Source organism: Micromonospora trifolii (genome assembly GCF_050516465.1).
Lineage (GTDB): Bacteria > Actinomycetota > Actinomycetes > Mycobacteriales > Micromonosporaceae > Micromonospora > Micromonospora trifolii.
Map to the genome: position 1 here is coordinate 2465771 of NZ_CP191526.1, position 25537 is coordinate 2491307.

The 25537-nt window shown below is 74.4% G+C and carries 25 protein-coding genes; 9 read left to right on the top strand and 16 right to left on the bottom strand.

Annotated elements, in window-relative coordinates; translation table 11 throughout:
• Positions 1-6: 6 nt before the first annotated feature.
• Both ACQRWP_RS11485 and ACQRWP_RS11490 read right to left on the bottom strand, forming a co-directional pair.
• A complete protein-coding gene (locus ACQRWP_RS11485; protein ID WP_430502213.1) occupies positions 7-552 on the bottom strand; it encodes a YciI family protein in 546 nt (181 codons plus the stop codon).
• Between the two features lie 56 nt (positions 553-608).
• Positions 609-752 (bottom strand): hypothetical protein, encoded by a 144-nt coding sequence (locus ACQRWP_RS11490; protein ID WP_430502214.1) that lies wholly within the window; start codon positions 750-752, stop codon positions 609-611.
• A gap of 115 nt (positions 753-867) precedes the next feature.
• Between ACQRWP_RS11490 and ACQRWP_RS11495 the strand changes: the two genes are divergently transcribed.
• Entirely contained in the window at positions 868-4152 is a 3285-nt protein-coding gene (locus tag ACQRWP_RS11495; RefSeq protein WP_430502215.1) for a BTAD domain-containing putative transcriptional regulator, read from the top strand.
• Between the two features lie 89 nt (positions 4153-4241).
• On the top strand, positions 4242-4934 hold the full coding sequence (locus ACQRWP_RS11500) for a hemerythrin domain-containing protein (protein ID WP_430502216.1): 693 nt from the start codon (positions 4242-4244) through the stop codon (positions 4932-4934).
• A 145-nt stretch (positions 4935-5079) separates the two neighbouring features.
• On the opposite strand, the gene ACQRWP_RS11505 is transcribed toward ACQRWP_RS11500, so the two are convergent.
• The 4 genes from ACQRWP_RS11505 to ACQRWP_RS11520 form a co-directional block, all read right to left on the bottom strand.
• Entirely contained in the window at positions 5080-5646 is a 567-nt protein-coding gene (locus ACQRWP_RS11505; RefSeq protein WP_430502217.1) for a dienelactone hydrolase family protein, read from the bottom strand.
• Between the two features lie 55 nt (positions 5647-5701).
• Positions 5702-6808 carry a nucleotide disphospho-sugar-binding domain-containing protein gene (locus ACQRWP_RS11510; protein ID WP_430502218.1) on the bottom strand — a complete coding sequence of 369 codons (1107 nt, stop codon included), beginning with the start codon at positions 6806-6808 and terminating at the stop codon, positions 5702-5704.
• A 22-nt stretch (positions 6809-6830) separates the two neighbouring features.
• The gene (paaK, locus tag ACQRWP_RS11515; RefSeq protein ID WP_430502219.1) at positions 6831-8141 is read right to left on the bottom strand and encodes a phenylacetate--CoA ligase PaaK; all 1311 of its coding nucleotides are present in this window, start codon (positions 8139-8141) and stop codon (positions 6831-6833) included.
• Between the two features lie 78 nt (positions 8142-8219).
• Positions 8220-8669: a MarR family winged helix-turn-helix transcriptional regulator gene (locus ACQRWP_RS11520; protein WP_091398381.1), complete on the bottom strand. Its 450-nt coding sequence runs from the start codon at positions 8667-8669 to the stop codon at positions 8220-8222.
• A 135-nt stretch (positions 8670-8804) separates the two neighbouring features.
• Here ACQRWP_RS11520 and ACQRWP_RS11525 point away from each other — a divergent pair, with 135 nt between their 5' ends.
• The 7 genes from ACQRWP_RS11525 to ACQRWP_RS11555 all read left to right on the top strand — a co-directional run bounded on the left by ACQRWP_RS11525 (position 8805) and on the right by ACQRWP_RS11555 (position 15284).
• The gene (locus ACQRWP_RS11525; protein ID WP_430502220.1) at positions 8805-10025 is read left to right on the top strand and encodes an MFS transporter; all 1221 of its coding nucleotides are present in this window, start codon (positions 8805-8807) and stop codon (positions 10023-10025) included.
• Between the two features lie 142 nt (positions 10026-10167).
• Positions 10168-10926, top strand: coding sequence for a class I SAM-dependent methyltransferase (locus ACQRWP_RS11530; RefSeq protein ID WP_430502221.1), 759 nt, complete (start codon positions 10168-10170; stop codon positions 10924-10926).
• Between the two features lie 58 nt (positions 10927-10984).
• Positions 10985-11458 (top strand): FluC/FEX family fluoride channel, encoded by a 474-nt coding sequence (locus ACQRWP_RS11535; protein WP_430502222.1) that lies wholly within the window; start codon positions 10985-10987, stop codon positions 11456-11458.
• Positions 11455-11817 (top strand): fluoride efflux transporter CrcB, encoded by a 363-nt coding sequence (crcB, locus tag ACQRWP_RS11540; protein ID WP_430502223.1) that lies wholly within the window; start codon positions 11455-11457, stop codon positions 11815-11817. The genes ACQRWP_RS11535 and crcB overlap by 4 nt, the downstream gene beginning before the upstream one ends.
• Positions 11818-11932: 115 nt before the next feature.
• Positions 11933-12457 (top strand): PadR family transcriptional regulator, encoded by a 525-nt coding sequence (locus tag ACQRWP_RS11545; protein ID WP_091398392.1) that lies wholly within the window; start codon positions 11933-11935, stop codon positions 12455-12457.
• Entirely contained in the window at positions 12454-13134 is a 681-nt protein-coding gene (locus ACQRWP_RS11550) for an ABC transporter ATP-binding protein (protein ID WP_430502224.1), read from the top strand. Before ACQRWP_RS11545 ends, ACQRWP_RS11550 begins: the two co-directional genes overlap by 4 nt.
• Positions 13131-15284, top strand: coding sequence for an FtsX-like permease family protein (locus ACQRWP_RS11555; RefSeq protein ID WP_430502225.1), 2154 nt, complete (start codon positions 13131-13133; stop codon positions 15282-15284). The genes ACQRWP_RS11550 and ACQRWP_RS11555 overlap by 4 nt, the downstream gene beginning before the upstream one ends.
• Positions 15285-15287: 3 nt before the next feature.
• Here ACQRWP_RS11555 and cobA read toward each other — a convergent pair whose 3' ends face one another.
• Genes cobA through cobO form a run of 10 tightly spaced genes read right to left on the bottom strand, consistent with a single transcriptional unit; the run spans position 15288 to position 25478 of the window.
• On the bottom strand, positions 15288-16922 hold the full coding sequence (gene cobA, locus ACQRWP_RS11560; protein WP_430502226.1) for a uroporphyrinogen-III C-methyltransferase: 1635 nt from the start codon (positions 16920-16922) through the stop codon (positions 15288-15290).
• A complete protein-coding gene (locus tag ACQRWP_RS11565; RefSeq protein WP_430502227.1) occupies positions 16919-17515 on the bottom strand; it encodes a precorrin-8X methylmutase in 597 nt (198 codons plus the stop codon). Before ACQRWP_RS11565 ends, cobA begins: the two co-directional genes overlap by 4 nt.
• The gene (locus ACQRWP_RS11570) at positions 17512-17709 is read right to left on the bottom strand and encodes a DUF362 domain-containing protein (protein ID WP_430502228.1); all 198 of its coding nucleotides are present in this window, start codon (positions 17707-17709) and stop codon (positions 17512-17514) included. Before ACQRWP_RS11570 ends, ACQRWP_RS11565 begins: the two co-directional genes overlap by 4 nt.
• The gene (gene cobJ / locus ACQRWP_RS11575; RefSeq protein ID WP_430502229.1) at positions 17697-19424 is read right to left on the bottom strand and encodes a precorrin-3B C(17)-methyltransferase; all 1728 of its coding nucleotides are present in this window, start codon (positions 19422-19424) and stop codon (positions 17697-17699) included. Before cobJ ends, ACQRWP_RS11570 begins: the two co-directional genes overlap by 13 nt.
• A complete protein-coding gene (gene cbiE, locus ACQRWP_RS11580) occupies positions 19421-20764 on the bottom strand; it encodes a precorrin-6y C5,15-methyltransferase (decarboxylating) subunit CbiE (protein ID WP_430502230.1) in 1344 nt (447 codons plus the stop codon). Before cbiE ends, cobJ begins: the two co-directional genes overlap by 4 nt.
• Entirely contained in the window at positions 20752-21903 is a 1152-nt protein-coding gene (locus tag ACQRWP_RS11585) for a cobalt-precorrin-5B (C(1))-methyltransferase (protein WP_430502231.1), read from the bottom strand. Before ACQRWP_RS11585 ends, cbiE begins: the two co-directional genes overlap by 13 nt.
• Positions 21900-22745 (bottom strand): precorrin-4 C(11)-methyltransferase, encoded by an 846-nt coding sequence (gene cobM, locus ACQRWP_RS11590; protein WP_430502232.1) that lies wholly within the window; start codon positions 22743-22745, stop codon positions 21900-21902. The genes ACQRWP_RS11585 and cobM overlap by 4 nt, the downstream gene beginning before the upstream one ends.
• A complete protein-coding gene (gene cobI, locus ACQRWP_RS11595; RefSeq protein WP_430502233.1) occupies positions 22742-23521 on the bottom strand; it encodes a precorrin-2 C(20)-methyltransferase in 780 nt (259 codons plus the stop codon). Before cobI ends, cobM begins: the two co-directional genes overlap by 4 nt.
• The gene (locus ACQRWP_RS11600) at positions 23518-24873 is read right to left on the bottom strand and encodes a cobyrinate a,c-diamide synthase (protein ID WP_430502234.1); all 1356 of its coding nucleotides are present in this window, start codon (positions 24871-24873) and stop codon (positions 23518-23520) included. The genes cobI and ACQRWP_RS11600 overlap by 4 nt, the downstream gene beginning before the upstream one ends.
• Entirely contained in the window at positions 24867-25478 is a 612-nt protein-coding gene (gene cobO, locus ACQRWP_RS11605; protein WP_430502235.1) for a cob(I)yrinic acid a,c-diamide adenosyltransferase, read from the bottom strand. Before cobO ends, ACQRWP_RS11600 begins: the two co-directional genes overlap by 7 nt.
• Positions 25479-25537 lie beyond the last annotated feature (59 nt).

Consider the following 25537-nt stretch of genomic DNA (forward strand, 5'->3'; position numbering starts at 1 on the left):
GACAGGTCAGGACGGTCGCCCGCCGAACTGCCAGTTGTGCACCTCGATGTCGGCGTACCGGTCCACCGTCAGGATGGCGCGCGCCGCGTCCGGGTTCGGTGCCCGGAGCAGCGCGGCGGTGCCGAGCCAGGTGACGCCGTCGTCGGCCAGCAGGGGCCCGTACGCGATCAGCTCGTCCGGGTCGGGTGGCACGGCCAGGTCGGCGGCCTGCCCGGCGCCGAGGCCGAGCACCAGATAACGGTTGCCGCCGGTCCGGCCGCCAGGGAAGTCCCACATGGTGCGGCCCAGCGTGTTGTGCCACCGGCGCAGCATCACGTCCCGGTACACGCCGGCCTGATAGTTCGGCTCCTCGAAGGCGAATGCCCGCGCGGCGGCCGGGTCGGGCACGTCGACGATGTGCACGCTGCCGGTGGGCGTGTCGCCGACGAAGGTCGGGCCACGGGCGATCATCCCCGCCGCGTACCGATCCATGTAGGACCAGTGCTCGGGCAACAGCTCGTCGCGCAACGCCGTCGAGCCGGGCCGGTCACTGTGGTAACAGAGAAACTCCACGCCGCATTCTCGCCGGTTGCCCCTCATCGAAGGCGGGCCGGGTGCTGCCCTGGCCGCTACGGCACGGACGCCGAGGCCAGCAGCGCCGCGGTGGGCCCGGCCCAGCGCGACCGCTCATATTCGTCGAAGGCCGCCGTCGTCATCGCCAGGCCCCCTTCGAGGATCTTGATGGTGGCGCCACGATATCGAACGAGGCGCATCCGGCGGTGCCCCACGCGGTGGTGGGCCGCCGCCCGCGCCTGCCGTGAGCTGGCTGCCCGGTGTCCAGTGGGAGCGGCTGAGCCGCTCACCAGCGGTGACTAGGATTGGTCCGTCATGCTGCTACGGGTGCTCGGGCCGCTTGAGGTCGAGGTCGACACAGGCGGGCCGGTCGACCTCGGCGGCCCCCGCCAACGCGCCGTGCTCGCGCTGTTGCTCGCGGCCCGAGGCGAGGTCGTCTCCGTCGGGCAGATGATCGAGGATCTGTGGCGGGGGGACGCGCCGCCACGGGCGATCGCCTCCCTCCAGGCGTACGTCTCGCATCTGCGCCGCCTCCTGGAGCCGGCCCGTGAGCGCCGGGCGCCGGCCCGGGTTCTTATCACCGCGCCACCGGGCTACGCGCTGCGGCTGCCCGCCGAGGCCGTCGACGCCGGTCGGTTCGAGACGCTGCTCGCCGAGGCGCGTGCGGTCGGCCCCGCCGACCCGGGCCGGGCGCGTCAGCTGCTCAGCGGCGGGCTCGAGCTGTGGCGCGGTCGGGCGTACGCCGAATTCGCCGGTGAGCCGTGGGCGCAGCCGGAAGTGCTACGGCTGGAGGAGCTGCGGCTCGGCGCCCGGGAGCTGCTGCTCGACGTGACGGTGCGCTGCGGCGACGCGGCCGAGGCGGTGCCGGAGGCAGAACTGTTGACCCGGCAGGCGCCGTTGCGGGAGGAGAGCTGGCGGCTGCTGGCGCTGGCGTTGTGGCGTACCGGTCGGCAGGGTGACGCGCTCGCCGCGCTGCGCCGGGCGCGAGCGACCCTGGCGGACCAGCTCGGGCTGGACCCGGGCCCGGCGCTGGTCGAGGTGGAGTCCGCCATCCTGGGCCAGCGACTCGACCTGCTGCCACCGGCGCCGGCGACAGCGGTACGCGCCCAGCGGCAGGTGCCGGAGGAGGTCTTCGTCGGTCGGGAGGCAGAGCTGGCGGCGCTCCGGCAGGCAGCCGCCGACGCGGTGGCGAGCGGGCCTCGCGTCGCGCTGCTCAGCGGTGAGGCCGGGGCCGGCAAGACGAGCCTGCTCACCCGGTTTCGGGAGGAGCTCACCGCCCACGGCTGGCTGGTCGCCGTCGGCCGCTGCCCCGAGGTCGAGGGCGCCCCGCCGGCCTGGGCCTGGGTCGAGGCGCTGCGGCAACTCGCCGAGCAGGCACCCCCGGGTGACCTCGCACCGGCGCTCGCCCCGCTGCTCGGCGGGGGCGACGGCGAGCCCGGTGGCGACGTCACCGCCGGCCGGTTCCGGCTGCACCGTGCCGTCGGCGCCTGGTTGGACGCCGCCGCGGCCCGCAGACCGGTCACCGTGATCCTCGACGACCTGCACGCCGCCGACGCCGAGACGTTGCTGCTGTTGCAGAGCGTCACCGAGATGACCACCGGCACCGTCCTGTTCGTCGCGGCGCTGCGGCCCGCCGACAACACCGAGCGGCTCGCCGACACGATGGCCGTCCTGGCCCGCCGGTCACCCCACCGGATCCCGTTGGGCGGTCTGAGCACGTCCGAGGTCGAACGGCTGCTCGGCGCGCTGGCCCGGACCACCGTCGACCCGGACACGGTCGCCGCGTTGGCCGAGCGGACCGGCGGCAACCCGTTCTACGTCCGGGAGTCGGCGCGACTACTCGCCGCCGAGGGCACGCTCGTGGCCACCTCCGACGTGCCCGAGGGCGTACGCGACGTGCTGCGCCGACGACTCTCGCGCCTCCCGTCGACGGCCGTCTCGGTGCTGCGTCTCGCCGCGGCAGTGGGGCGGGAGGCCGAGGTGCGAACGCTCGTCGACGCTGCCGGCACCGACGAGGGCACCGTCCTGCGGGCGCTGGAGGCCGGGCTGACCGCTGGGCTGCTCACCGAACCGGCGCCCGGGCGGGTGCGGTTCGTGCACGGCCTGGTCTGCGACACCATCTACACCGACCTGCCGCAGCTGCGCCGCACCCGCCTGCACGCGCGGATCGCCGCCGCCACCCGCCGGCTGCGGCCCGACGACTACCCCGCCCTGGCCCACCAGTACGCCCGCGCCGCGTCGGCCGACACCGCGCCGCTCGCCGTCGACTACGCCATCCGGGCCGCCGAGCTGGCCGAGCGGCGGTACGCGTACGACGCCGCGATCGAGCTGCTCAGGAACGCCGTCGAGGCCGCCGCCACGGTCGCCGGGGACCGCGACGCGCTCCGGGTCGACCTGCTCGGGCGGCTGCTGCGCGCCCAGGCGCGGGCCGGCGCGGTGGCCGCGGCCCGGCAGACCCGCGCTCGGGCGGTCGACGTCGCCGCGGCGTCCGGCCGCGACGACCTGCTGGTCGCGGCGTTCACCGCGTGGACCGTCCCCACCCCGTGGCTGACCCACGAGTACGGCGTGGTGGACCACCGCGTCGTCGAGCTGCTCACCCGGCTGCTGCGCGCCGACGACCTGGACCCGGTCGCCCGCTGCCGGCTGCTGGAGGCGCTGGCCACGGAGTTGGACGGCGAGTCCGACCCGCGAGGCGCGGCGGCCGGACGGGAGGCGCTGGCCCTCTCGCAGCGGCTGGGCGACCCCGAGCTGCGCGCCCTCGGGCTGGCCGCGCGGCTACGCACCATGAGCTACGAGCGGGAGGCGCCGGACCGCCGAACCTTCGCCCTTGAGCTGCGCGACCTCGCCGACGAGCACGGGCTGGTGACCTACCGTTCGGTCGCCGAGCAGGCGCTGGGCCACTCCGCTGCCGCGCTCAACGAGCCCGACGAACTGCGCGTCAGTGTCGCCCGGCAGGGGCGGCTGGCCGAGACGTACCAGCTGAACGAGGCGCAGACGATCAACCTGTGTTCACTGGGCGCCCTCGCGCACATCGCCGGCGACTTCGCCGCCGCCCGGCGGCACTACGACCAGGTCGCCGTGCAGATGCGGCGGCAGGGTTCGCTGCACGCCGAGGCCTTCCACTACTTCTCCACCGGCACCCTGCTCATCAGCCAGGGGCGGTTCGGTGAGCACCTGGAGGCGACCCGGCGGATACGGGGGTCGTTGGGCCCGATCGTGGACGACCTGCTGGCGCTGGCGCTGATCGGGAACGGATGCCTGGACGAGGCACGGGCCATGCCGATCGGGCGACACACCTACCGCCCGGACTACTTCCAGTCGGCGCTGCTCAGCGTACGCGGGATGGTCATCGTGGCGCTGGGTCGACGGGACCTGGCCCAACCCGTGATCGACGCCCTGCTCCCGGTACGCGACCAACTGGCCGGTTTCTCCACCACCGCGGCCGTGGTGCGGCCGGTCGCGTTGACGCTCGGTGAGCTGTTCCGGCTGGTCGGCGGCACCGAGGAGGCGACCCGGCACTTCACCCTCGCCGCGCGGGTGGCCCGCCGGTGGGAGTCGCCGCACTGGCTGACCGAGGCGACGGCGGCGATGGCTCGCTGACCGTCGCGGTTGGCGGACTCCAAGCCGGTTCCAAGTGGCACCGAGCATGATCAAGAGATCTGTGCCAGTTGATCCTCGGAAAGGTCACCGTGAACCAGAACCACCGCGAAGCCATGGCCGACGTACGCGACATGTACATGGCGCACTCGGCGCTCCGTCGCGAGTTCAGCCTGCTGCCGCAGCTCGTCCGCGACGTCACCCCGGGCGACGCCACGCGCGCGGAGGTCGTCGGCGCCCACGCCGAGATGCTCTGCCACATCCTGCACCTGCACCACGAGGGCGAGGACCTGCTGCTCTGGCCGCGGCTGCTGGAGCGCGGCGGCGCGGAGGCCGCGGCGATCGTCCCCACCATGGAGGCGCAGCACCACGCCATCGAGGACGCCCACGCGGCGGTGGTCGCCCTCCTCCCCCAGTGGCGCCGCACCGCACGCGGAGGTGAGCACCTCGCGGACGCCCTGGAGCAGCTACGCGCCGCACTGATCGAGCACATGGCCCTGGAGGAGAGCGAGATCCTGCCGCTGGCGCAACGGCACGTCACCGCCCGGGAGTGGATGCAGCTCGGCGAGCACGGCATGAGCAAGTCCCCGAAGAAGCAGCTGCCGCTGGCCTTCGGCCTGGCCATGTACGAGGGCGACCCGGAGGTGATCAAGGCGGTGCTGGCGCACGCCCCGCTGCCGGCGCGACTGCTCATGCCGATCATCGCGCCCCGGCTGTACGCCAGTCACGCCAAGCGGGTGCACGGCACCGCCACGCCCCCGCGCATCGGCGCCAGCGTCCGCTGAGCATCGTCGTAGCGGATGCGGCATCAAGCGGTATACCTCAGAGGTATAAATATGCCTCTGAGGTATACCGCTCCTGGGCAGATCGACATGGCGGGCCAGCCGAGCGCACGGTGGAGGCCACCATTGCCGCCGCCGGCCGGGGCGCTCAGCCGGCAGCCAGGAAGGCCAGCACGCGCGGCCAGGCCGCCGCGGTGGCGTCCGGGGAGTACTCGGCCACGTCCGGGTCGGTGAACAGGTGGCCCACGCCGGGATAGCGGAAGACCGTCAGGTCAGCGTCGGCGTCGGTCAGCGCCTGCTGCCACTCGTCGACCTCCTCCGGCGCGTCGTACGGATCGGGGTCGGCGAGGTGCAGCTGCACCGGCAACCCCGGTCGGACCGCGTCCGGGGCGCCGCCGGTGCCGTGCAACAGGAGCAGACCGGCGGCGTCGGGGCGTTCGGCCAGCAGCGCCCCGGCCACCCCGGCGCCCATCGAGAAGCCGGCGAGCACCGTCTCCGGTGGCAGGTCACGCAGCGCGGCCCGGGCCCGGTCCAGCACCACCTCGTGGCCGACACCGTCGAGCAGCGCGAAGCCCTCCTCGACGGTGTCGGCGGCCGGGACGCCGTACAGGTCGGGGGTGCCGACCTGGTGCCCGGCGGCGCGCATCCGGTCGGCGGCGGCGCGCACGGCGGGCCGCAGCCCGTACACGGAGTGGAACAGCACGACGTGTCGCATCCGGTCATCCTGCCGCAGCCGACCGTGCATCCGGGGTGGCCACGCGGGGTGGGCGTCAGACCAGTGCCGCCAGCCGCGCGACCAGGTCCGTCGGTGGCGGCATCGCGGCGATCTCGCGGCTGACCTGCGCGGCGGCGGTACGCAGGCGCTCGTCGGTGAGCAGCTGGGTCAGCGCCCGCGCGGTGATGTCCCGAGGGCGCAGCGCCAGGCCGGCGCCCCGACGGGCAACCAGCTCGGCGTTGTGCCGCCGGTCCCCCGGGCCCGTGGTGGCCAGCTGGGGCAGACCGGCGGCGAGGGCGCCGAAGGCACTGCCCGCACCACCGTGGTGCACCAGCGCCGCGCTCGCAGGTAACGCCTCGTCGAGTGGGATCCAGTCGACCACCCGCACGTTGGCGGGCACCGAACGGGCCGACCGCTTGTCGGGGCGGACCAGCACGATCTCGGCGTCCACCTCGGCGGCGGCGGCCACCACGGCGGGCATCGGCCCCCGGTCGCCGGGGCCGGTCAGGGTGCTGCGGGTGACCAGGATCCGGGGGCGCTCACCCGGCTCGCGCAGCCAGGCCGGCAGCTCCCCGCCGCCGACATAGGACGTGTAGCGCATCGGCCAACCGCCCTGGGTGGCAACGCTGGGTGGGGCCACGGCGAGAGCGGCGGCCGGCGCGGGCAGCTCGGTGAGGCCGTGCCGGCGCAGTGCGGCGTCGAGTCGGGCGACGGTGGCGCGGACCAGGTCCCGGCCGTCGAAGAGGGCGTTCTCCTGGCGCACGGCCGGCACGTCGAGCCGGGCGGCGGCCACCGCGCCGGCGACCGCGAACGGCTCGTACAGCACCAGATCTGGCCGCCACTGGGTGGCCAGCGCGACCACCGGGTCGGTGAGCTGGTCGTTGAGCGCGCCGAACAGCAGTCCGGCGCCCCGGGTGCCGGCGGTGCCGGACATTTCCGCCCGCGCGATCAGCGGATGGCGGGGGAAGACCCGCAGCGCGATCCGGCCGAAGTCGAAGCCCGGCGCGATGTCGTGCACCGCCAGACCGGCATCGGCGGCGGCGAGAGCTCCGCCGCCGGTGGCCACCAGCACGTCGTGGCCGGCGTCGCGGAGCGCGACCGCGAGCGGCACCAGCGGGAAGACGTGCCCGACGAGCGGGGCGGAGACCACCAGTACGCGCATGGGCCGGATCCTATGTCGACGACTACATCGAGGCAGGCCGCTGGTCGACGATGCGGCGCATCTTGCCCATCGACCGTTCCACAGTGTCGGGGGCGAGGACGTCCACCGCCACGCTCACGCCGATGGTGTTCTTCACCAGTTGAACCAGCGTGCCGCCGGCCCGTTCGGCGGCGTCCACGTCGACGTCGGCCCGCCGCTCCACCCGCACCGTCAGGGTGTCCAGCCGGCCGTGCCGATCGAGGACGCACTGGAAGTGCGGCGAGAGCTGCGGGGTGCGCAGGATCAGCTCCTCGATCTGGGTGGGGAAGATGTTCACCCCACGCAGGATCATCATGTCGTCGGTCCGCCCGGTGATCTTCTCGATCCGGCGCATCGGCCGGGCGGTGCCGGGCAGCAGCCGGGTCAGGTCGCGGGTGCGGTAGCGCACGACCGGCATCGCCTCCTTGGTCAGGGAGGTCAACACCAGCTCACCCCGCTCGCCGTCGGGCAGCACGGCCCCGGTGACCGGGTCGATGATCTCCGGGTAGAAGTGGTCCTCCCAGAGGTGCAGCCCGTCCTTGGTCTCGACGCACTCGGTCGCCACGCCGGGGCCCATCACCTCGGAGAGCCCGTAGATGTCGACGGCGTGGATGTCCAGCTGCTGCTCGATCTCGCGGCGCATGTCCTCGGTCCACGGCTCGGCGCCGAAGATGCCCACCTGCAGTGAGGTGGCGCGCGGGTCGATGCCCTGACGGCGCATCTCGTCGACGATGGCCAGCAGGTAGCTGGGCGTGACCATGATGACCTCGGGCTCGAAGTCGCGGATCAGCATGACCTGACGCTCGGTCATGCCCCCGGAGACCGGGATGACCGTGCAGCCCAGCTCCTCGGCCCCGTAGTGCGCGCCCAGGCCGCCGGTGAAGAGCCCGTAGCCGTACGCGACGTGCACCCGGTCGCCGGGACGACCGCCGGAGGCGCGGATCGAGCGGGCCATCAGCCGCGCCCAGGTACGCAGGTCGTCGCGGGTGTAGCCGACCACGGTCGGCCGGCCGGTGGTGCCGGAGGAGGCGTGCAGGCGGGCGACCCGCTCCCGGGGTACGGCGAACATGCCGAACGGGTAGTTCTCCCGCAGCTCCGCCTTCCCGGTGAACGGGAAGCGGGCCAGGTCGTCGAGATCCCGGCAGTCGTCGGGGTGCACGCCGGCCGCGTCGAACGCCCGGCGGTAGTGCGGCACGTTGTCGTACGCGTGCCGCAACGACCAGCGCAGTCGGTCACGTTGCAGGGCGCGCAGCTCGTCGATGCCGGCGCGCTCGATCGGCTCCAGCTCCTCCGGACGAGGGGTGCGGTCCTGCATCGGCTGCCTCCTTGGCGCGGCGGTCCCGGTGGGGCTGCGGGTACCGTACGCCCGCTGTCGCCGGGGCCGGCGGGGCGGTCAGCGGGTGGCCGGCAGCCGGTGCAGGGCGTCGACCAGCGGCGCGAGCTCGGGGGTGGCCTCCGCCTGGGCGAGCGCGTCGGTGAGCACCCGGTCGTGGGTGGGTCGGGTCTGGGCGAGCAGCTCGGAGCCGGCCGGGGTCAGCTCGGTGTAGATGCCGCGCCGGTCGTCGGCGCAGAGGATGCGGGTCAGCAGCCCCCGCTGTTCGAGGCGGGTGACCAGCCGGGTGGTGGCGCTGCCGGAGAGCGCGGCGGCGCGGGCGAGCTGGCTCATCCGCATGTGCCAGCCGTCCTGGCGGGAGAGCGCGTCGAGCACCGTGTATTCGACGACGGAGAGGTCGTGGCCGGCCTGCAGGGCCCGCTCCAGGGATGTCTCGATCAGCCCGTGCAGGGCGGCGAGGGTGCGCCAGCCCTGCGCGCGGATCTCGACCGCGTCGTCGGCGATGCCCATGCCGGCCTCCTGGGTGTGATCTGAACGGACCCCAGACTACCACGCTTGCGCCGATATAAAGCGCGTGCAAGTATTTCGTTGCTGGCGCGTGTAGTTGCACGCGCCGTATATTTGCCCCCTCCCGACGGGAAGACCATGTCCGTACGCCACAAGTCCCTGCCGCCCGGCCTGATCGCGCTGGCCATCGGCGCCTTCGGCATCGGGCTCACCGAATTCGTGATCATGGGGCTGTTGCCCGAGGTGGCCGCCGACTTCGCGGTCACCGAGCCGGTGGCCGGCTGGTTGATCTCCGGCTACGCGCTCAGCGTGGCCGTCGGCGGGGTCGCCCTCACCGCGGCGGTCACCCGCCTGCCGCGCAAACCCGTGCTGCTCGGCCTGATGGTGCTCTTCATCATCGGCAACCTGCTCTCCGCCGTCGCCGGCGACTACGCCGTGATGATGGCCGGCCGGATCGTCGCCGCGCTCTGCCACGGCGCGTTCTTCGGCATCGGCGCCGTGGTCGCCGCCGGCCTGGTCGCGCCGGCCCGCCGGGCGGGCGCAATCGCCATGATGTTCGCCGGCCTGACCATCGCCAACGTGCTCGGCGTGCCGTTCGGCACCTTCCTCGGGCAGCACTTCGGCTGGCGGTCGACGTTCTGGGCGATCACCGCCATCGGGGTGGTCGCTCTGATCGGGCTGGCCCTGCTCATCCCGGCGGGCGACACCGCCAACGCCGACCGCCCGGCCGGTGGGCTGCGCGGCGAGTTGCGCGCCTTCACCCACCCGCAGGTCTGGCTCTCCCTGATGATCACCATTCTGGGCTTCGGTGGGATGTTCGGCGCGTTCACCTACATCGCCTACACGCTGACCGAGGTCAGCGGCTTCGCCACCAGCACGGTGCCGTGGCTGCTCGTTCTCTTCGGCGTGGGGCTCTTCGCGGGCAACCTGCTCGGCGGCCGGGCGGCGGACAGGTCACTGTCGCGCACCCTGGTCACCGTTCTGGCGGTGCTCACCGTGGTGCTCGTCGGCTTCGCGCTGACCGCCACGAACCCGGTGCTGACCATCGTCGCCCTGGTGCTGATGGGCGGGTTCGGCTTCGCCACCGTGCCGCCCCTGCAAATGCGGATCATGCGGTACGCGCACCAGGCGCCGACCCTGGCGTCCGGGGCGAACATCGCCGCGTTCAACCTCGGCAACGCGTTGGGCGCGTGGATCGGCGGGGTGACCATCGCCGCCGGACTCGGCTACACCTCGCCGATCTGGGCCGGCGCCGCACTCACCCTCATCGGCCTGGGAGTACTCCTCGGCGCGCTGCGGCTGGCGCGCCGCGACGAGCCGACCCAGGCCGACGCGAGCCTGGTGGACGCCCCGGTCTGACCTCGCCGGGAGGAGGACGCCGGGCCGGGCGGATGCCCGACCCGGCGTCGCTCTGATCATCGCCCCGCGATCTTCTCGCAATTGCAAAAGATGTGCAACAAGGTCTGGACAACCCGCTCGTGCCGTAACTAGCCTGATCGCTATGAGTCCTTACATTGTGGATCCCTGGGCCTGGCAGGAGAGCTGGGACCGTCAGCAGGAGGCCTACCTCCCGGACCGGGAGCAGCGGTTCACCGCCATGCTCGACACCGTCGACGCGGTCCTCGACGGCCGGCCGCCGCGCGTGCTCGACCTGGCCGGCGGCACCGGCACCATCTCGCTGCGGACGCTGGCGCGCTTCCCCGCCGCCGAGACCACACTGGTCGACCTCGACCCGGCGCTGCTCGCCATCGCCAGCGCCTCGCTGGCCGACCGGGCCACCATCATCACGGCCGACCTCGGCACCCCCGAGTGGCGCTCCACGCTGCCGCACCAGGAGTACGACGCCGTGCTCACCGCCACCGCCCTGCACTGGCTGCCGGCCGACCGGCTCGGGCAGCTCTACGCCGAGCTGCGCGACGTGCTGCGACCGGGCGGCGTCTTCGTCAACGCCGATCACATGATCGACGACACCCTGCCGGAGCTGACCAAGCGCCTGATGGACCGGGCCCGGGACCGGCGCAACGCCCGGTACGCCGCCGGCTCGACGCTGTCCTGGTCGGACTGGTGGGAGCGGGCCGGCGCCGACCCGGCGCTCGCCCCGCTGGTCGCCCAGCGACACGCCATCTACCCGACCGGACACAGCCCCGAGTGGAACCCGCCGGTCTCCTGGCACCTGGCCGCGCTCACCGCGGCCGGCTTCAGCGAGGTCGGCACGGTCTGGCGAGGCGGCCCGGACGCCGCCGTCGCGGCGGTGCGCTGACGCCACTGTCGCCGGCAGTGCGCTGACGCCGCTGCCGCCGGCACTACGCTCAGGAGTCGTGCCAGAGCCGTTCGAGCCGCGTACCGACCCCGACGTCGACCTGCGCGTCCCCGCCGACCGCAGCGAGCTGACCGCGCGCCCCGCGACGGTCCTCGCCACGATCGCGGCCGGCGGGGTGCTCGGCGCGCTGGCCCGGGCCGGCCTGCAACACGCCGTCCCGCACCCACCGACCGGCTTCCCGTGGGCCACGTTCACCATCAACACGTTCGGCTGCCTGCTGATCGGCGTGCTGATGGCGGTGCTCGGGCACCTCGACGGTGGTCCCCCGCTGGCTCGCCCGTTCCTCGGGGTCGGGGCGCTCGGCGGGTTCACCACCTTCTCCACCTACGCGGTCGACGTCCAGCAGGCGATCGTCGTGGGCGCGCCGGGCACCGCGCTGGCGTACCTTGCCGCGACGCTGCTCGGGGCGCTCGCCGCGGTCGCCTTGGGCGATGCCGTCACCGCCGGGCTGCTGCGGCGGGCGACCCGATGACCGTCCTGCTCATCGCCCTGGGCGCGGCCGTCGGCGCGCCGTTGCGGTATCTCACCGACCGGGCCGTGCAGTCCCGGCACGGTTCGGCGTTCCCCTGGGGCACGTTGCTCGTCAACGTGGGCGGGTCGCTGCTGCTCGGCGTCCTGGTCGGGTGGCCGGCCGGCCCGGCGGTCAGCGCGTTGCTCGGCACCGGGTTCTGCGGCGCGCTGACCACCTACTCCACCTTCAGCTATGAGACGCTGCGGCTGACCAGGGGCGGCCATCGGCTCCTCGCGCTGGCCAACGTGCTCGGCAGCGTGGCCGCCGGGCTCGCCGCTGCCACCGCCGGCTATGCCCTGGCCCGCGCCCTGACCGGCTAACCGCACAGCAGCCGCGCCACGCCCGATTCCGTCCCCACCAATGCCTGGACCAGGGACGACCCACAACACACCGAGGGTATATACGCGAGGTATACCCTGGGTGTAGTCTGCTGGCATGAGCGTGCCACTGACCCTTCTCGGTCTCCTCGAACGCGAGCCCAGCCACGGTTACGACCTGAAGCGCGACTACGACGCCTTCTTCGGCCGGGGCAAGCCACTGCCGTTCGGCCAGGTCTACTCCACCCTCAGCCGACTGGCCCGCGACGGCAAGGTGGTGATCAGCGACGTCGCCCCCGGCTCCGGCCCCGACCGCAAGCGCTACATCATCACCGACGTCGGCGCGACCGAGGTCGAGCAGTGGCTGACCCAGCCGGTCGACCCGGAGCCGCACCTGCAGACGGTGCTCTTCGCCAAGGTCGTGCTCGCGCTGATGCTGGACCGGCCAGCCGCCGAATACCTGGACACCCAGCGCAGCGCGCACCTGCACCGGATGCGTGAGCTGACCGAGATCAAGCGCGCCGGCAGCCTGGTCGACGCGCTGCTCGCCGACCACGGCCTCTACCACCTGGAGGCGGACCTCCGATGGATCGAGATGACCGGCGCCCGACTGGACGCCCTGCGGAAAGAGGTACGGCCGTGAGCGTCATGATCGAAGCGCGCGACGTGGAGTTCTCCTTCGGTCAGACCCCGGCCCTGCGCGGCGCCAGCGTCGCCGTGGAGGCGGGCGAGATCCTCGCCGTCATGGGTCCCAGCGGCTCGGGCAAGTCCACCCTGTTGCACTGCCTGGCCGGCATCCTGGTGCCCGACTCCGGCGAGATCCTCTTTGACGGGGCCCGGGTGCACGCCATGGCCGAGACCGAGCGCAGCAGCCTGCGCCGGGACCGGTTCGGTTTCGTGTTCCAGTTCGGTCAACTCGTCCCCGAGCTGACCGCGGTGGAGAACGTCGCGCTGCCGCTGCTGCTCAGCGGCGTACACCGCAAGCAGGCGCTTCCCAAGGCGGAAGCCTGGTTCGCGCGCCTCGGGCTGGACGGCCTGGAGCAGCGGCGTTCGGGTGAGCTCTCCGGCGGGCAGGCACAACGGGTGGCCCTGGCTCGCGGCCTGGTCGCCGAGCCGCAGGTCCTCTTCGCCGACGAGCCGACCGGCGCGCTCGACTCGCTCACCGGCGAGCAGGTGATGGATCTGCTGGTCGGTGCCGCCCGCGAGCAGGGCACCACCGTCATCCTGGTCACCCACGAGCCGAGGATCGCGGCGTACGCCGACCGCGAGGTCATGGTCCGCGACGGGCGCGTGAACGCGCCGGATCGGATCGCCTCGTGATCCGCTTCGGGCTCCGCCTCGCCGTGGCCGGCGGCCGTGAGGCGCTCACCCGCCTGGTCGTCATCGCCGCCGCCGTCGCGATCGGTAGCGGGCTGCTGCTGACCACCCTCGCCGGGGTCAACGCGGTCAACTCCCAGCTCACCCGGTACGCGTCGATGTATCCCAGCGCCTCGGCCGGCGACGCCGACCCGCTGTGGTGGTCGAACCGGCAGGACTTCTTCCACGGTGAGCAGATCATTCGGATCGACGTCGCCGCGACCGGCTCGACCGCGCCCACCCCGGTCGGTATCCCCACCACCCCCGGTCCCGGCGAGTACTACGCCTCGCCCGCGTTTCGCGAACTGCTGGCCGCCCACCCGGCCGACCAGCTGGGCGACCGCTACCCGGGGCGTGACCTCGGCACCGTTGGCCCGGCCGCGCTGACCTCGCCGGACACCCTGCTCGTCATCGCCGGCGGCACCCCCGAGCAGGTCGCCAAACTGCCCAACGCGCAGCAGGTCACCAGGGTCGGGGACACCCCCGCCCTCCCCGAGGCCACGGTGAACCTCATCCTGGGTGTGATCGCCGGTGGGTTGCTGTTCCCGGTGCTGATCTTCATCGGCACCGCCACCCGGCTCAGCGCCGCCCGCCGGGAGCAGCGTTTCGCCGCGATGCGCCTGGTCGGCGCGACGCCCCGGCAGATCTCGATGGTCGCCGCCGTGGAGGCGGCCGCCGCCGCCGTCGCCGGCACCGCCGTCGGCTTCGGGCTGTTCTACGCCTTCCGCGACCCGCTCGCGGGCATCCCGTTCACCGGCATGCCGTTCTTCCCCAGCGACATGGCCCTGGGGGTGCTGGACGTCCTGATGGTGGCGCTCGGCGTCCCCGCCGGCGCGGCGCTGGCAGCCCAGGTCTCACTGCGCCGGGTCCGAATCTCGCCGCTGGGCGTCACCCGGCGGGTCACCCCCCGGGCGCCGCGCGCGTACCGGCTGATCCCGATGGTGCTCGGCGTCGCCGTGCTGTGCTTCGCCATCGGCTTCCGGCCCGAGACGTCCGACGGCCAGGCCGCGGTGTTCCTGCCCGGGCTGCTGCTCATCATGGCCGGTCTGGTCTTCGCCGGCCCGTGGTTGACGATGGTCGGCGCCCGGGTGATGGCCAGGTACGCCAACCGCCCGGCCACGCTCATCGCCGCGCGACGCCTCGCCGACAACCCGAAGGCCGGCTTTCGGGCGATCAGCGGCATCATGCTCGCGCTCTTCGTCACGAGCGTGTCCGTCGGCGTGATCACCACGATCGTCGCCAACCGCGGTCCGGCGCCCACCGGTTCGACGGAGGCGGGCACGGTGACCACCGTCTTCGACGAGGAGGCAGCGTCGGTGCCCGACACGCTCTTCACCGAGCTGCGGGCGATCACCGGGGTGCGCTCCGCGACCGCCATCCGCGAGAACCCGGGAGTGACCGACTCCGGCGAGGTCGGGGTGATCGCGTGCACCGACCTCCCGAGCGCGTACGGCCGGTGCGCCGACGACGCGAGCGTCATCGAGGTGCCGTTGGGCCTCAGCCGCTGGCGGGAGTCGGCGTCGTCCGCGACGGTCTGGCCCGCCGCGTCGCTCACCCTCGACGAACTCCAACGGCTACCGGTCGGGGCGATGGTCGTCGGCACGGACGGCTCCGCGGCCGCCGTCGAGCGCACCCGCACCGTTCTGGAGGTCGCCTTCCCCACCTTCTGGGTGGGGCCGAACGTGCCCGGCGACTTCGAGTCGGACTTCGCGAACACGCTGCGCGGCTGGGAGCAACTGGCCAACGTCATCATCATCGCCAGCCTCGCGCTCGGCGGGTGCAGCCTCGCGGTCAGCGTCATCGGCGGTCTCACCGAACGCCGACGCCCGTTCAGCCTGCTGCGCCTCAGCGGCGCGCCGGTGCGGGTCCTGCGTCGGGTGGTGGCGTTGGAGAGCGCCTTGCCGATGCTCGCCGTCGCCGCCGTCGCCATCGGCATGGGCCTCCTCGCCGCCCACCTGTTCCTACGGGCGCAGATGGACTACACCCTCGTCGCGCCGCAGCCGGGCTTCTACGTGATCGTCGTGGTCGGGTTGGCAGCCTGCCTCGGCGTCATCGCCTCCACCCTGCCGCTGCTGGAACGCATCACCGGGCCGGAGACCGCCCGCAGCGAGTAGTCGTCATGCCGTCGGCCCGGTGGTGGTGAGGGCTACCACCGGGCCGAGGACGAAGACGGCGGGCGGCCCGACGCCCTCCCGGGCGGCGACAGCGCCGATCTCGTCCAGCCGGGCGGGCACCGATCGCTGGTCGGGCAGCCCGGCGTCCTGCACGGCCAGCACCGGGCTCGCCGGGGCACGTCCGTGCTCGATCAGCACGGTCGCGATCTTGGCGATGGTGTCGACGGCCATCAACAGCACGACGGTGCCCCGGGCCCGGGCCAGCGCCGCCCAGTCGACGAGCGAGTCGGGGTGCCCGGGCGGCAGGTGTCCCGACACGACCGTGACGTCATGGGCCACGCCCCGGTGCGTCACCGGCACGCCGGCGAGGGCCGGTGCGGCGAGAGCGCTGCTCACTCCGGGAACCACCGTCACCGGGACGCCGGCCGCCACGCAGGCCTGCACCTCCTCGTGGCCGCGCCCGAAGACGTACGGGTCACCACCCTTGAGCCGGACCACCCGGCGACCGGCGCGGGCGTGCGACACCAGGGCCTCGTTGATCGCCTCCTGGGCCATCGACGGGCCACGGGGCACCTTCGCGGCGTCGACCACCAGCACGTCGGGGCGCAGTCCGGCGAGCAGCCCCTGCGGGGCGAGTCGGTCGACCACCACGACGTCCGCCGCGTCGAGCAGCGCCTTTCCGCGTACCGTGATCAGGTCGTCGGGCCCCGGCCCGCCGCCGACCACGGCGACCGAGCCATGGTCGTGGTCGTGCCCGTGGTGTGCGTGCCCGTGATGATGGTGGTGGCCGACCGGGTCGTCGGGGTGGTCGTGCGGGCGTTGCGGGCGACCCACCTTGTCCGCGAAGCCGGGCATCAACACCCGGTACGCGCAGGTGTCACAGTTCATCCGAATGTCCCCGCCCAGCGCCTCGGCGTACCGCTCCAGGACGAGGTCGGCGAGGGCGTCACAGTCGCCGATCACCTCGGCGACCCGGACGTCCAGGTCGGGGTGGGCGGCGGCGAACTCCGCCGACTGGGCGACGATCCGGTCCGGCAGCACCCCGGCGAACAGGAAGTACGGCGCCACCACGATCCGCCGCGCGCCGAGGCGGCGCAGCCGCTCCAGCACGGCCGGCACCGACGGCTGCGCCAGGGAGATGAACCCCGGCTCCACACCCGCGTAACCGCGTCCCTCCCAGAGCAGCCGAGCGACCTTGGCGACCTCCGCGTTGGCGTCCGGGTCGGTGGACCCCCGCCCGATCAACGCCACCCACGTGTCGGCCCGGTCGGCGTCGGCCAGTGCGGCGTCGATGCGCTGTTCGAGGGCTTCGTGCAGCAGCGGGTGGGGGCCGAGCGGGCGGCCGTAGCGGTAGCTCAGCCCGGGGTGGCGCTGCTGTTCCCGGGCCATCGCGGCGGGGATGTCGCCCTTGCCGTGACCGGCGCCGGTGAGCACCAGCGGCAGCGCCACCAGCGCCCGGTGCCCGCGGGCGACGAGCGCGCCGACCGCGTCGGTCAGCGGTGGGCGGGACAGCTCGATGAAGCCGCCCTCGACGTCGCCGATGTCACCGCGACCGCGGACCCGCTCGACGAGAGCGGCGAACTGCTCGACCCCGGCCGCGCTGCGCGTGCCGTGCCCGACGATGACCAACCCGGTCATGACTTCTCCTCGACGTAGAGCAGGGCGTTGAGGGCGGCGGCGGCGACCGCCGAGCCACCCTTCTCCCCCACGTTGGACACGGCGGGCAGGCCGCTGGCCCGCAGCGCCGCCTTCGACTCGGCGGCGCCCACGAAGCCGACCGGCAGGCCGACGACGAGCGCCGGTGCGGCGTCCAGGGTGAGCAGTTCGACGAGCGCGGTGGGCGCGCAGCCGACCACCCAGACCGCTGCAGGTCCGACCCGTTCCAGGGCGATCCGGACGGCCGCCGCCGAGCGGGTGATCCCGGCCGAACGGCCCAGGGCGGCGGCGGCCGGCTCGGCGACCGGACAGACCAACTCCAGGCCGGCCCGGGTGATGCCGGCCGCGACCATCGCCACGTCGGTGACCACGGGCGCCCCGGCGCGCAGCGCCGCCAGCCCCGATTCCAGGGCGGCCTCGTCGCAGACCAGCTCGTCGACGTACGCGAGGTCGGCGCTGGCGTGCACGACCCGCTCGGTCACCGCGCGGCTCAGCGGCGGCAGGTGCGACAGGTCGACGCGCTCGCGCAGGATGCGGTACGACTCGGCCTCGATGGGGTGCACCACCCGGCTCATCGGGCTCCTTCACAGGGGTCGGGCTCGACGACGCGGATCGCGTCGACCGGGCAGATCTCCAGACACTCCAGGCAGCCGGTGCACCGGTCGGCCCGGACCGTGAGGCCACCGGCGACCGGTCGGATCGCGTGCGTGGGGCAGGTGAGCAGGCAGGCGCCACAGCCCTGGCAGGCGTCGATCGTCACGGACGCCACCGGTACCCCCGGGGTGTGACCATCCGGCCGGCGACCAGCCGCGTGTCGCTGCTGCCGACGACCACGACGCTGTACATGTCGACGATGGACGGGTCGAGCGTGGCCACTGTGGCGAGGTGCACCCGTTCGCCGGGGCGGCTGGCGTTGCGCACCACACCTACCGGGGTGTCCGGTGACCGGTGCGCAGCGAGGATGCCGAGCGCCTTGCCGAGCTGCCAGTCGCGGGCCCGGCTGCGCGGGTTGTAGAAGAGCGTCACGAAGTCACCCTCGGCGGCGGCGGTCACCCGCCGCTCGATGACCTCCCACGGGGTGTGCAGATCGGACAGGCTCAGGTAGGCGTGGTCGTGGCCGAGCGGCGCGCCGAGCAGCGCCCCGGCGGCCAGGGCGGCGGTGACGCCGGGCACGCCCACCACGTCGATGCGCTCGTCGGCGTACTCCAGGGCGGGGCTGGCCATCGCGTACACCCCGGCGTCGCCGGAGCCGATCAGCGCGACCGCCCGGCCGGCGGTGGCCTCGGCGACGGCGGCGCGCGCCCGCGCCTCCTCCGCGCCCAGCCCGCTGGAGAGCACCCGGGTGCCGGGGCGGAGCACGTCGCGGACCTGCTCCAGGTACTGGTCGAGGCCGACCACCACGGCGGCGCGACGTAACTCGGCCACCGCGCGGGGGGTGCGCAGGTCGGCGGCGCCCGGCCCGAGGCCGACGACGGCCAGCCGGCCGCGTGGCGCGTGCCGGGCCACCGCCACGGTGGCCATCGCCGTCGCGGTCTTCCCCACCAGCAGCGTCGCGTCGTCGGCCCGGCCGTCCGGGCCGAGCAGGGCCGCGGCCTCCGCCACGCTCGGCGTGCCGACCGCGGCGCGGACCACCTCGCTCGGGTGCGGTACGTCGACCGCCGCCAGCCGCGTCGCCGGCCAGGTCACCAGGGGTACGCCGAGCGCGTCGACGGTGCTGCGGATGCCCGCCTCGTCAGCCTTGATGTCCGCGGTGGCCAGGCAGCGCAGGCTCGCCGGGTCGAGGCCGCTCTCGGCCAGCACACGGTGCAGCAGCTCGGCCACCTCGGCGGCGGGTACGCCCCGACTCGCGCCGACGCCGGCGACCAGCGACGGCGGCCGCAGCACGGCGGTCCGCTCGTCGGGTGGCACCACCCGGTCGGTGACCAACAGCCGGTACCCGTCGTCCGTCGGGTCCTCGTCGGCGGCGCGCACGTTCGGGGGCAGGGCGGGCAGCGGCCAGTCGGCGTCGGCGATCAGCCGGACCGGCTCGCCGTCCAGGATGGCCCGGGACACCGCGGCGACCGCGCCCTGGACGGGCCAGCCGAGCGTGTCCAGCCCTGGCAGGTCGACCGCGTCGGTGGCTGTGGTGATCACCGGTCGGGCGTCCAGCACGGCGGCGACCTGCTCGGCGAGGGCGTTGCCACCGCCGGCGTGCCCACCGAGCAGTGCCACGGCGTGCCGGGCCGCCTCGTCGACGACCACCACCGCCGGGTCGGTGCGCTTGTCGTCGAGCAGCGGCGCGACGATCCGCACCACCGCGCCGGTGGCCAGGAACGCGATCACCGCGTCACACCCGGCCCAGGCGGTCCGCAGCGCGTCGGCGACGGTCTCCCCCTCGACCAGCCGGGCGTGCGGCCAGGCTGCGGTCAGGGTGTCGGCGTGCCGGCGGCCGGCGGCGGTCGCCGCCACCAGGCCGATCCGGGCGGGCGGGTTCTGGTCGGTCACGGGCGCTCCCCGGTGAGGACGACCACCGGGTTGGTGGCCGCGAGACGGATCGACCCGCCAGGCAGGGCGGCGAGGCGGGCGGCGGAGAGCTGGCTGCCCTCGACCGTGTAGCCGGCGGCGCGCAGCAGACCCACGGCCGGCGCGACCCGGTCCAGTGCGGCCAGGGTGAGCACCACCCGCTCGGGTTGGCGGGCCAGCACGGCGGTGAGGACGTCGACACCGCCGCCGCCGAGGAAGACCGCGTCGGGCTCGGGGAGGTCGACCAGCGCCGCCGGGGCACGTCCGGTAACCAGCCGGACGTGCACGGCGTGCGCGGCGGAGTTGGCCCGGATGGTGGCACCGGCCTCGGGGTCCTGTTCGACGGCGAGCACGGCCGCGCCGAGCAGCGCGCACTCGATGCCGACCGAGCCGCTGCCCGCCCCGATGTCCCAGATCAGCCGGCCCAGTCGGGGGCGCAGTCGGGCGACGACGAGGGCGCGCACCTCCGACTTCGTGATCATGGAGTCGCGGTGGGCGTACCGGTTCTCCGGCAGCGCCCAGCCGCCAGCCGGCGCGGCGGCGGGCTGGTTGTCGGCGCGCATGCCGCTGGCCGCGCCCCGCTCGGGCGTGACGTCGGCGGACGGGGCGTCGGCGGGCGCGGAGTCGGCGGGTACGGGGTCGGCGGGTACGGGGTCGGCGAGGCTGAGCAGGACGTGCGGATCGGCCCAGGACTCGGCGGCGGCCTGCTCGGGGGTCACCGCGCGGATCCGTTCGGCGGCGGTTCCCAGGTCCTCGGCGACCAGCAGACGGCGGGACCAGCCGATCAGGCCGGCGCCCAGCTCGGCCGCACCGGCGCCGGGCGCGGTGAGCACCGCGACCAGCGGCAGCGCCCGGCAGGCGTTCAGGGCGGCTCGGGGATCGCGCCCGTGCGCGGTGACCACGGCGGCACCGTCCCAGGGCAGCCCGGCGCGGGCGAACGCGGCGGCCACACTGGACACCGCCGGCACCACCCGCAGCGGCAGCCCGGCCACGCGCAGCCGCCGGACGATGCCGAACAGGCCAGGATCGCCGCTGGCCAGCACCACGGCCGGCACCCCGGCGCCGACGGTCTCGGCGAGGCGGCGCAGTGCGGGGGCGATCGGCCCGAGGGTGATGGTGTCCGCGCCGGCCGGTACGGGCACCGCGGCCAGGTGCCGGGCGGCCCCGACCACCAGCCCGGCGGCGGCCAGCACCGGTGCGAGCGCGGGGTGCGGCGGTGCGCCCGCCGCGTCCAGGCCGACAACGGTCACGGCGGTCACCGGGGCCACCGACGCCATCGGCGTCACCGAGGCACCCGACGCCATCCGCGTCATCGGGGCCACCGGCCGGACGAGGCGACGACGCGCGCTCCGGCGAAGTCGACCATCGCCACGTCCACGGTGACCGTCGGCCCGGCGAAGCGCCGCAGCACCTGGCGGACCCGCTGGCAGAGCAGGTCGCCGGCCGGGGCGAGCAGCCCGGCGGCCTCCCACAGCTCGTACGCGTGCCGGCCGGTGTTCGCCTCGGTCACGGCGGCGACGAGCGACGGGTCGCCGCCGGCCTCGGCGGTCACCGCGCCGAGCAGGGAGAGGTCCACCTTGGAGCGGGTGTAGTGGGTCATCAGGATGCCGGCCGCGAGTTTGGCGAGCTTGCCGGCCATGCCGACGAAGACCACCCCGGTCATCGCGTCACCCACGGCGGCGGTCACCGCGGCTCCGGTGAAGTCGCCGACCTCGACGAAGCAGACCTCGGGCAGGTCGGGCAGGAGCGCGCGGGCGGCCCGCTCGGTACGCCCGCCGGTGCAGAGCACCACTGTCGGCTCGCCCTGCGCGGCCATCACGTGCACGGCCTGCACGACACTGGCCCGCCACGACGCGGTGGAGAAGGGGCGGACGATCCCGGTGGTGCCGAGGATCGAGATGCCGCCGAGGATGCCGAGCCGGCGGTTGGTGGTCTTGCGGGCCATGATCTCGCCCCGGGGCACGCTGATCACCACCCGGACCCCGACCTCGCTCAGGTCGACCACCTCGGCCACCGCCTCGCCGATCATCCGGCGGGGGGTGTCGTTGATCGCCGGGCCGCCGACCGCGAGCCCGAGGCCGGGTTTGGTGACCGTGCCGACGCCGGCACCGCCGGCCAGCCGCAGGCCAGGGACGTCGGTCCAGTTCACGGTGGCGGTCAGCTCGGCGCCGTGGGTGACGTCCGGGTCGTCCCCGGCGTCCTTGACCACCACCGCCTCGGCGCGGACCGGTGGGGTGCCCGTCACCTCGCAGCGCTCGACCGGGAAGCGCACCCGGCGTCCGGCGGGCAGGCCGATCTCCACCTCCTGCTGGGTGGTGCCGGTGACCAGCGCGGTGACTGCGGCCTTGGCCGCCGCCGTCGCGCACGCGCCGGTGGTCCAGCCGGTGCGCAGCGCGGTGGGCCGGACCTTCGCGGTCCGCGGCAGGTCCGGCTCGCGCAGCGGCGGCTCGGCGTACGTCATGGTGTGTGCCCCGGTGTGGCTGTCCCCCCGGTGCGGGCGCCGGCCTGGCGGCGCAGCTCGGCGCGGGCGGCCGGCTCGGCCCGTCGGAAGGTGTGGAAGTGCCCGGGGTGGTAGAGGTGCGAGCGGGTGCCCTCGGCGGCGAGGGCCGGCCCGACCAGGAAGAGGGTGTGCTTCCACAGCTTGTGCTGCTTGACCGTCGCCTCCAGGGTGCCGACCGTGCAGCGCACCACCAGTTCGTCGGGCCAGGTCGCCTGGTACGCCACCACGGCCGGGGTGTCCTCCGGGTAGCCGCCGGCCAGCAGTTCGGCCTGCACCTGCCCGGAGCGGGCGGCGGAGAGGAACAGCGCCATGGTGGTGCCGTGCCGGGCGAAGTCGCGGACCCGCTCGCCGGGCGGCATCGGGGTCTTGCCGCCTTCGAGGCGGGTGAGGATGACCGACTGGGCCACCTCGGGCACTGTCAGCTCCCGTCCGATGATCGCCGCGACGGCAGTGAACGAGGACACCCCGGGCACGATCTCGACGGCCAGGTCGAGCGCCTGGCACAGGTCCAGTTGCTCCTGCACCGCGCCCCACAGCGCAGGGTCTCCGGAATGGATCCGGGCCACGGTCAGCCCCTGCTCGGCCGCGCGCTCGTAGAGCGGCAGCACACCCTCGATGGGCAGTTGCGACGAGTCGACGATCTCCGCTCCAGGGCGGGCGTGGTCGAGCACGTCGGCATGCACGAGACTGGCGGCCCAGATCACGATGTCCGCCTCGGCGATGACCCGGGCGGCCCGCAGGGTCAGCAGGTCCGCCGCCCCCGGGCCGGCTCCGACGAACCACACCTTGCCGTCGCTGGTCACAGCTTTCCTCCTCGGTGCTCGCGGCGGGCCGGAACCAGCAGCGTCGACAGGTAGGGCAGGTCGTGCTCGGTGTCGTCGACCGGCCCGATGCGTTCACCGGGCAGCCCCAGGCTGCGTCCGAGCACGGCGTCGGTGAGGCGGCCCTGCCGGCGCAGTTCGGCGAGCAGTTCCGGGTGCCGCCGCCAGCCCTTGTATGCGACGACGGTGCCCGGCCCGGCGAGGGCGTCGGCGAAGAGCGCCAGGCCCGCGGTGGCCGGCAGCAGGGTGAGCGGTTCGCGTCCCTCACAGAGCGGGGTGCCGCTGCGGGCCGCCAGCTCCTGCATGGCGGTGACGCCGGGCACTGTCGCCACCCGCACCGCCGGGCGCAGCGCGCGGACGCTCTGGGCCAGGTAACCGAAGGTGGAGTAGACGTTGGGGTCGCCGATGGTGGCGAACGCGAGGGACCGCGCGCCCGCGTCGATCGCCTCGACCACCACCCGGGCGGCGTCGTCCCAGGCGGCCGTCCGGCGCGCGGTGACCCCACCCCGGTCGTCCAGCGCGAACGGCAGCCGGCGCAGCCGGTCCGCCGCGACGTGGGAGCGCACTGTCGCCTCGGCCCGCCCGGCGTCCGCAGCCGGGGGCGTCGGACCGGCGGTCGCGGTGGGCGCCACCCGGTCCGCCATCACGGGTACGAAGACCAGGTCGGCCTCGCCCAGCAGCCGCACCGCCTTGACGGTGAGCAGTTCCGGGTCGCCCGGTCCGACGCCCACCCCGGTGAGCGTGGCGTCGACGCTCATCGGCACGCCTCGACCAGTCGACGGGCCGCGTCCGGGTGACCGGCCCAGTGGGTGTGCAGGTAGGACGCGTGCACCCGGCCGGCGACGAAGCCGTGCTCGGTGTCGTTCCAGCGCCACGCCGGTGCGTCCCCGTGCCCCGGGTCGGTGGTGGTGCGGTGGAACTCGTGGCCGCGTACCGGCTCGCCGGCGCGCGCCACCGGGGAGTCGGTGACGGCCAGGGCCTCCCGGTAGCCGAGGGTGAGCCGGTCGGTCATCCGGGCCGTCAGGTCCAGTCGGCCGCACATCGGCACCCCGTCCAGGGACCGCCCGAGATAGAGCAGCCCGGCGCACTCGGCCACGATCGGCCCGTCGAAGTCGGCCAGCTCGGCGCGGAGCGCTGCGTTGTCGGCCAACGTCTGGGCGTACGCCTCGGGGAAGCCGCCGCCGATCACCACCGCCCGGGTGCCGGTGGGCAGTGCCGGGTCCCGCAGCGGGTCGACGGTGACGACGTCCGCGCCGGCCGCGGCGAGCAGTTCGGCGGTCTCCGCGTACGAGAAGGTGAAGGCCGGACCACCGGCGAGGGCGACCCGTGGCCGCTCGACGCCGGCCGGCCCGCCGACGGCGGCGACCGGGTCCCACGCGGGGGTGGTCAGCGGCGGGGCGGTCCGGGCCAGGGCGAGCACGGCGTCGAGGTCCACGGTGGCCTCGACCAGCTCGGCGAGCGCGGTGACGATCGCGACGGATTCGGGTGCCCGCTCGGCGACCGGCACCAATCCGAGGTGTCGGGCCGGCGCGGCCACCTCGGCGGCGCGGGTCACCGCCCCGAGCACCGGTACGCCCACCTCGGCGAGGGCGTCGCGCAGCAGCGTCTCGTGCCGGGGTGAGCCGACCCGGTTGAGGATCACCCCGCCGATCCGTACCGCCGGATCGAACGCGGCCATGCCGAGGGTGAGCGCGGCGGCCGACCGGCCCTGCGCGGTGGTGTCCAACACCAGCAGCACGGGTGCCTCGATCAGCCGGGCGACGTGTGCGGTGGAGGCGTAGTCGCGGCGGCCCACCGCGCCGTCGTGCAGGCCCATGACGCCCTCGACCACGGCGATGTCGGCGGGCGCGGGCACGCTCGCGCCGTGCCGCAGCAGGGCGGCGATCCGGTCGGCCCCGACCAGGAACGGGTCGAGGTTGCGCCCGGGTCGCCCGGCGGCGAGGGCGTGGTAGCCGGGGTCGATGTAGTCGGGGCCGACCTTGTGCGGGCTGACCGTCAGGCCCCGTCGGCGCAGCGCGGCGAGCAGCCCGGTGGCCACCGTCGTCTTGCCGTGGCCGCTGGCCGGGGCGGCGACCACCACCCGGGGCAACGCCCAGTGCGCGCTCACCACTCGATGCCCTTCTGGCCCTTCTGGCCGGCGTCCATCGGGTGCTTGACCTTGGTCAGCTCGGCGACCAGGTCGGCGGCGGCGACCAGGCGCGGGTCGGCGTCCCGACCGGTGATCACGACGTGTTGGAAGCCGGGGCGGTCGGCCAGGGTGGCGACCACCTCGTCGACGTCCACCCAGCCCCACTTCATGGGGTAGGTGAACTCGTCCAGCACGTACAGCCCGTAGCGCTCGGCGGCCAGGTCACGCTGGATCTGCCGCCAGCCCTCCAGGGCGTCGGCGGCGTGGTCGGCGTCGCCGCCGCGCTGGATCCAGGACCAGCCCTCGCCCATCTTGTGCCAGGCCACCGGCGCGCCCTGGCCGGTGCGCTCGTGCACCTCGCCGAGCGCCCGGAAGGCGTTCTCCTCGCCCACCCGCCACTTGGCGCTCTTGACGAACTGGAAGACGCCGAGCGGCAAACCGGCCGTCCAGGCCCGCAACGCCAGCCCGAAGGCAGCCGTCGACTTCCCCTTCATCTGTCCGGTATGGACGATCAGCAGTGGCCGGTGCCGCCGCTGCCGGGTCGTCAACCCGTCAGCGGGCACGTTGCTCGGCTGTCCCTGCGGCATCAGCCCGTCCCCCGTCCCGCGAGCACTCCCGCGCCCGTCTCTCCCGCGATCTTGCGGTT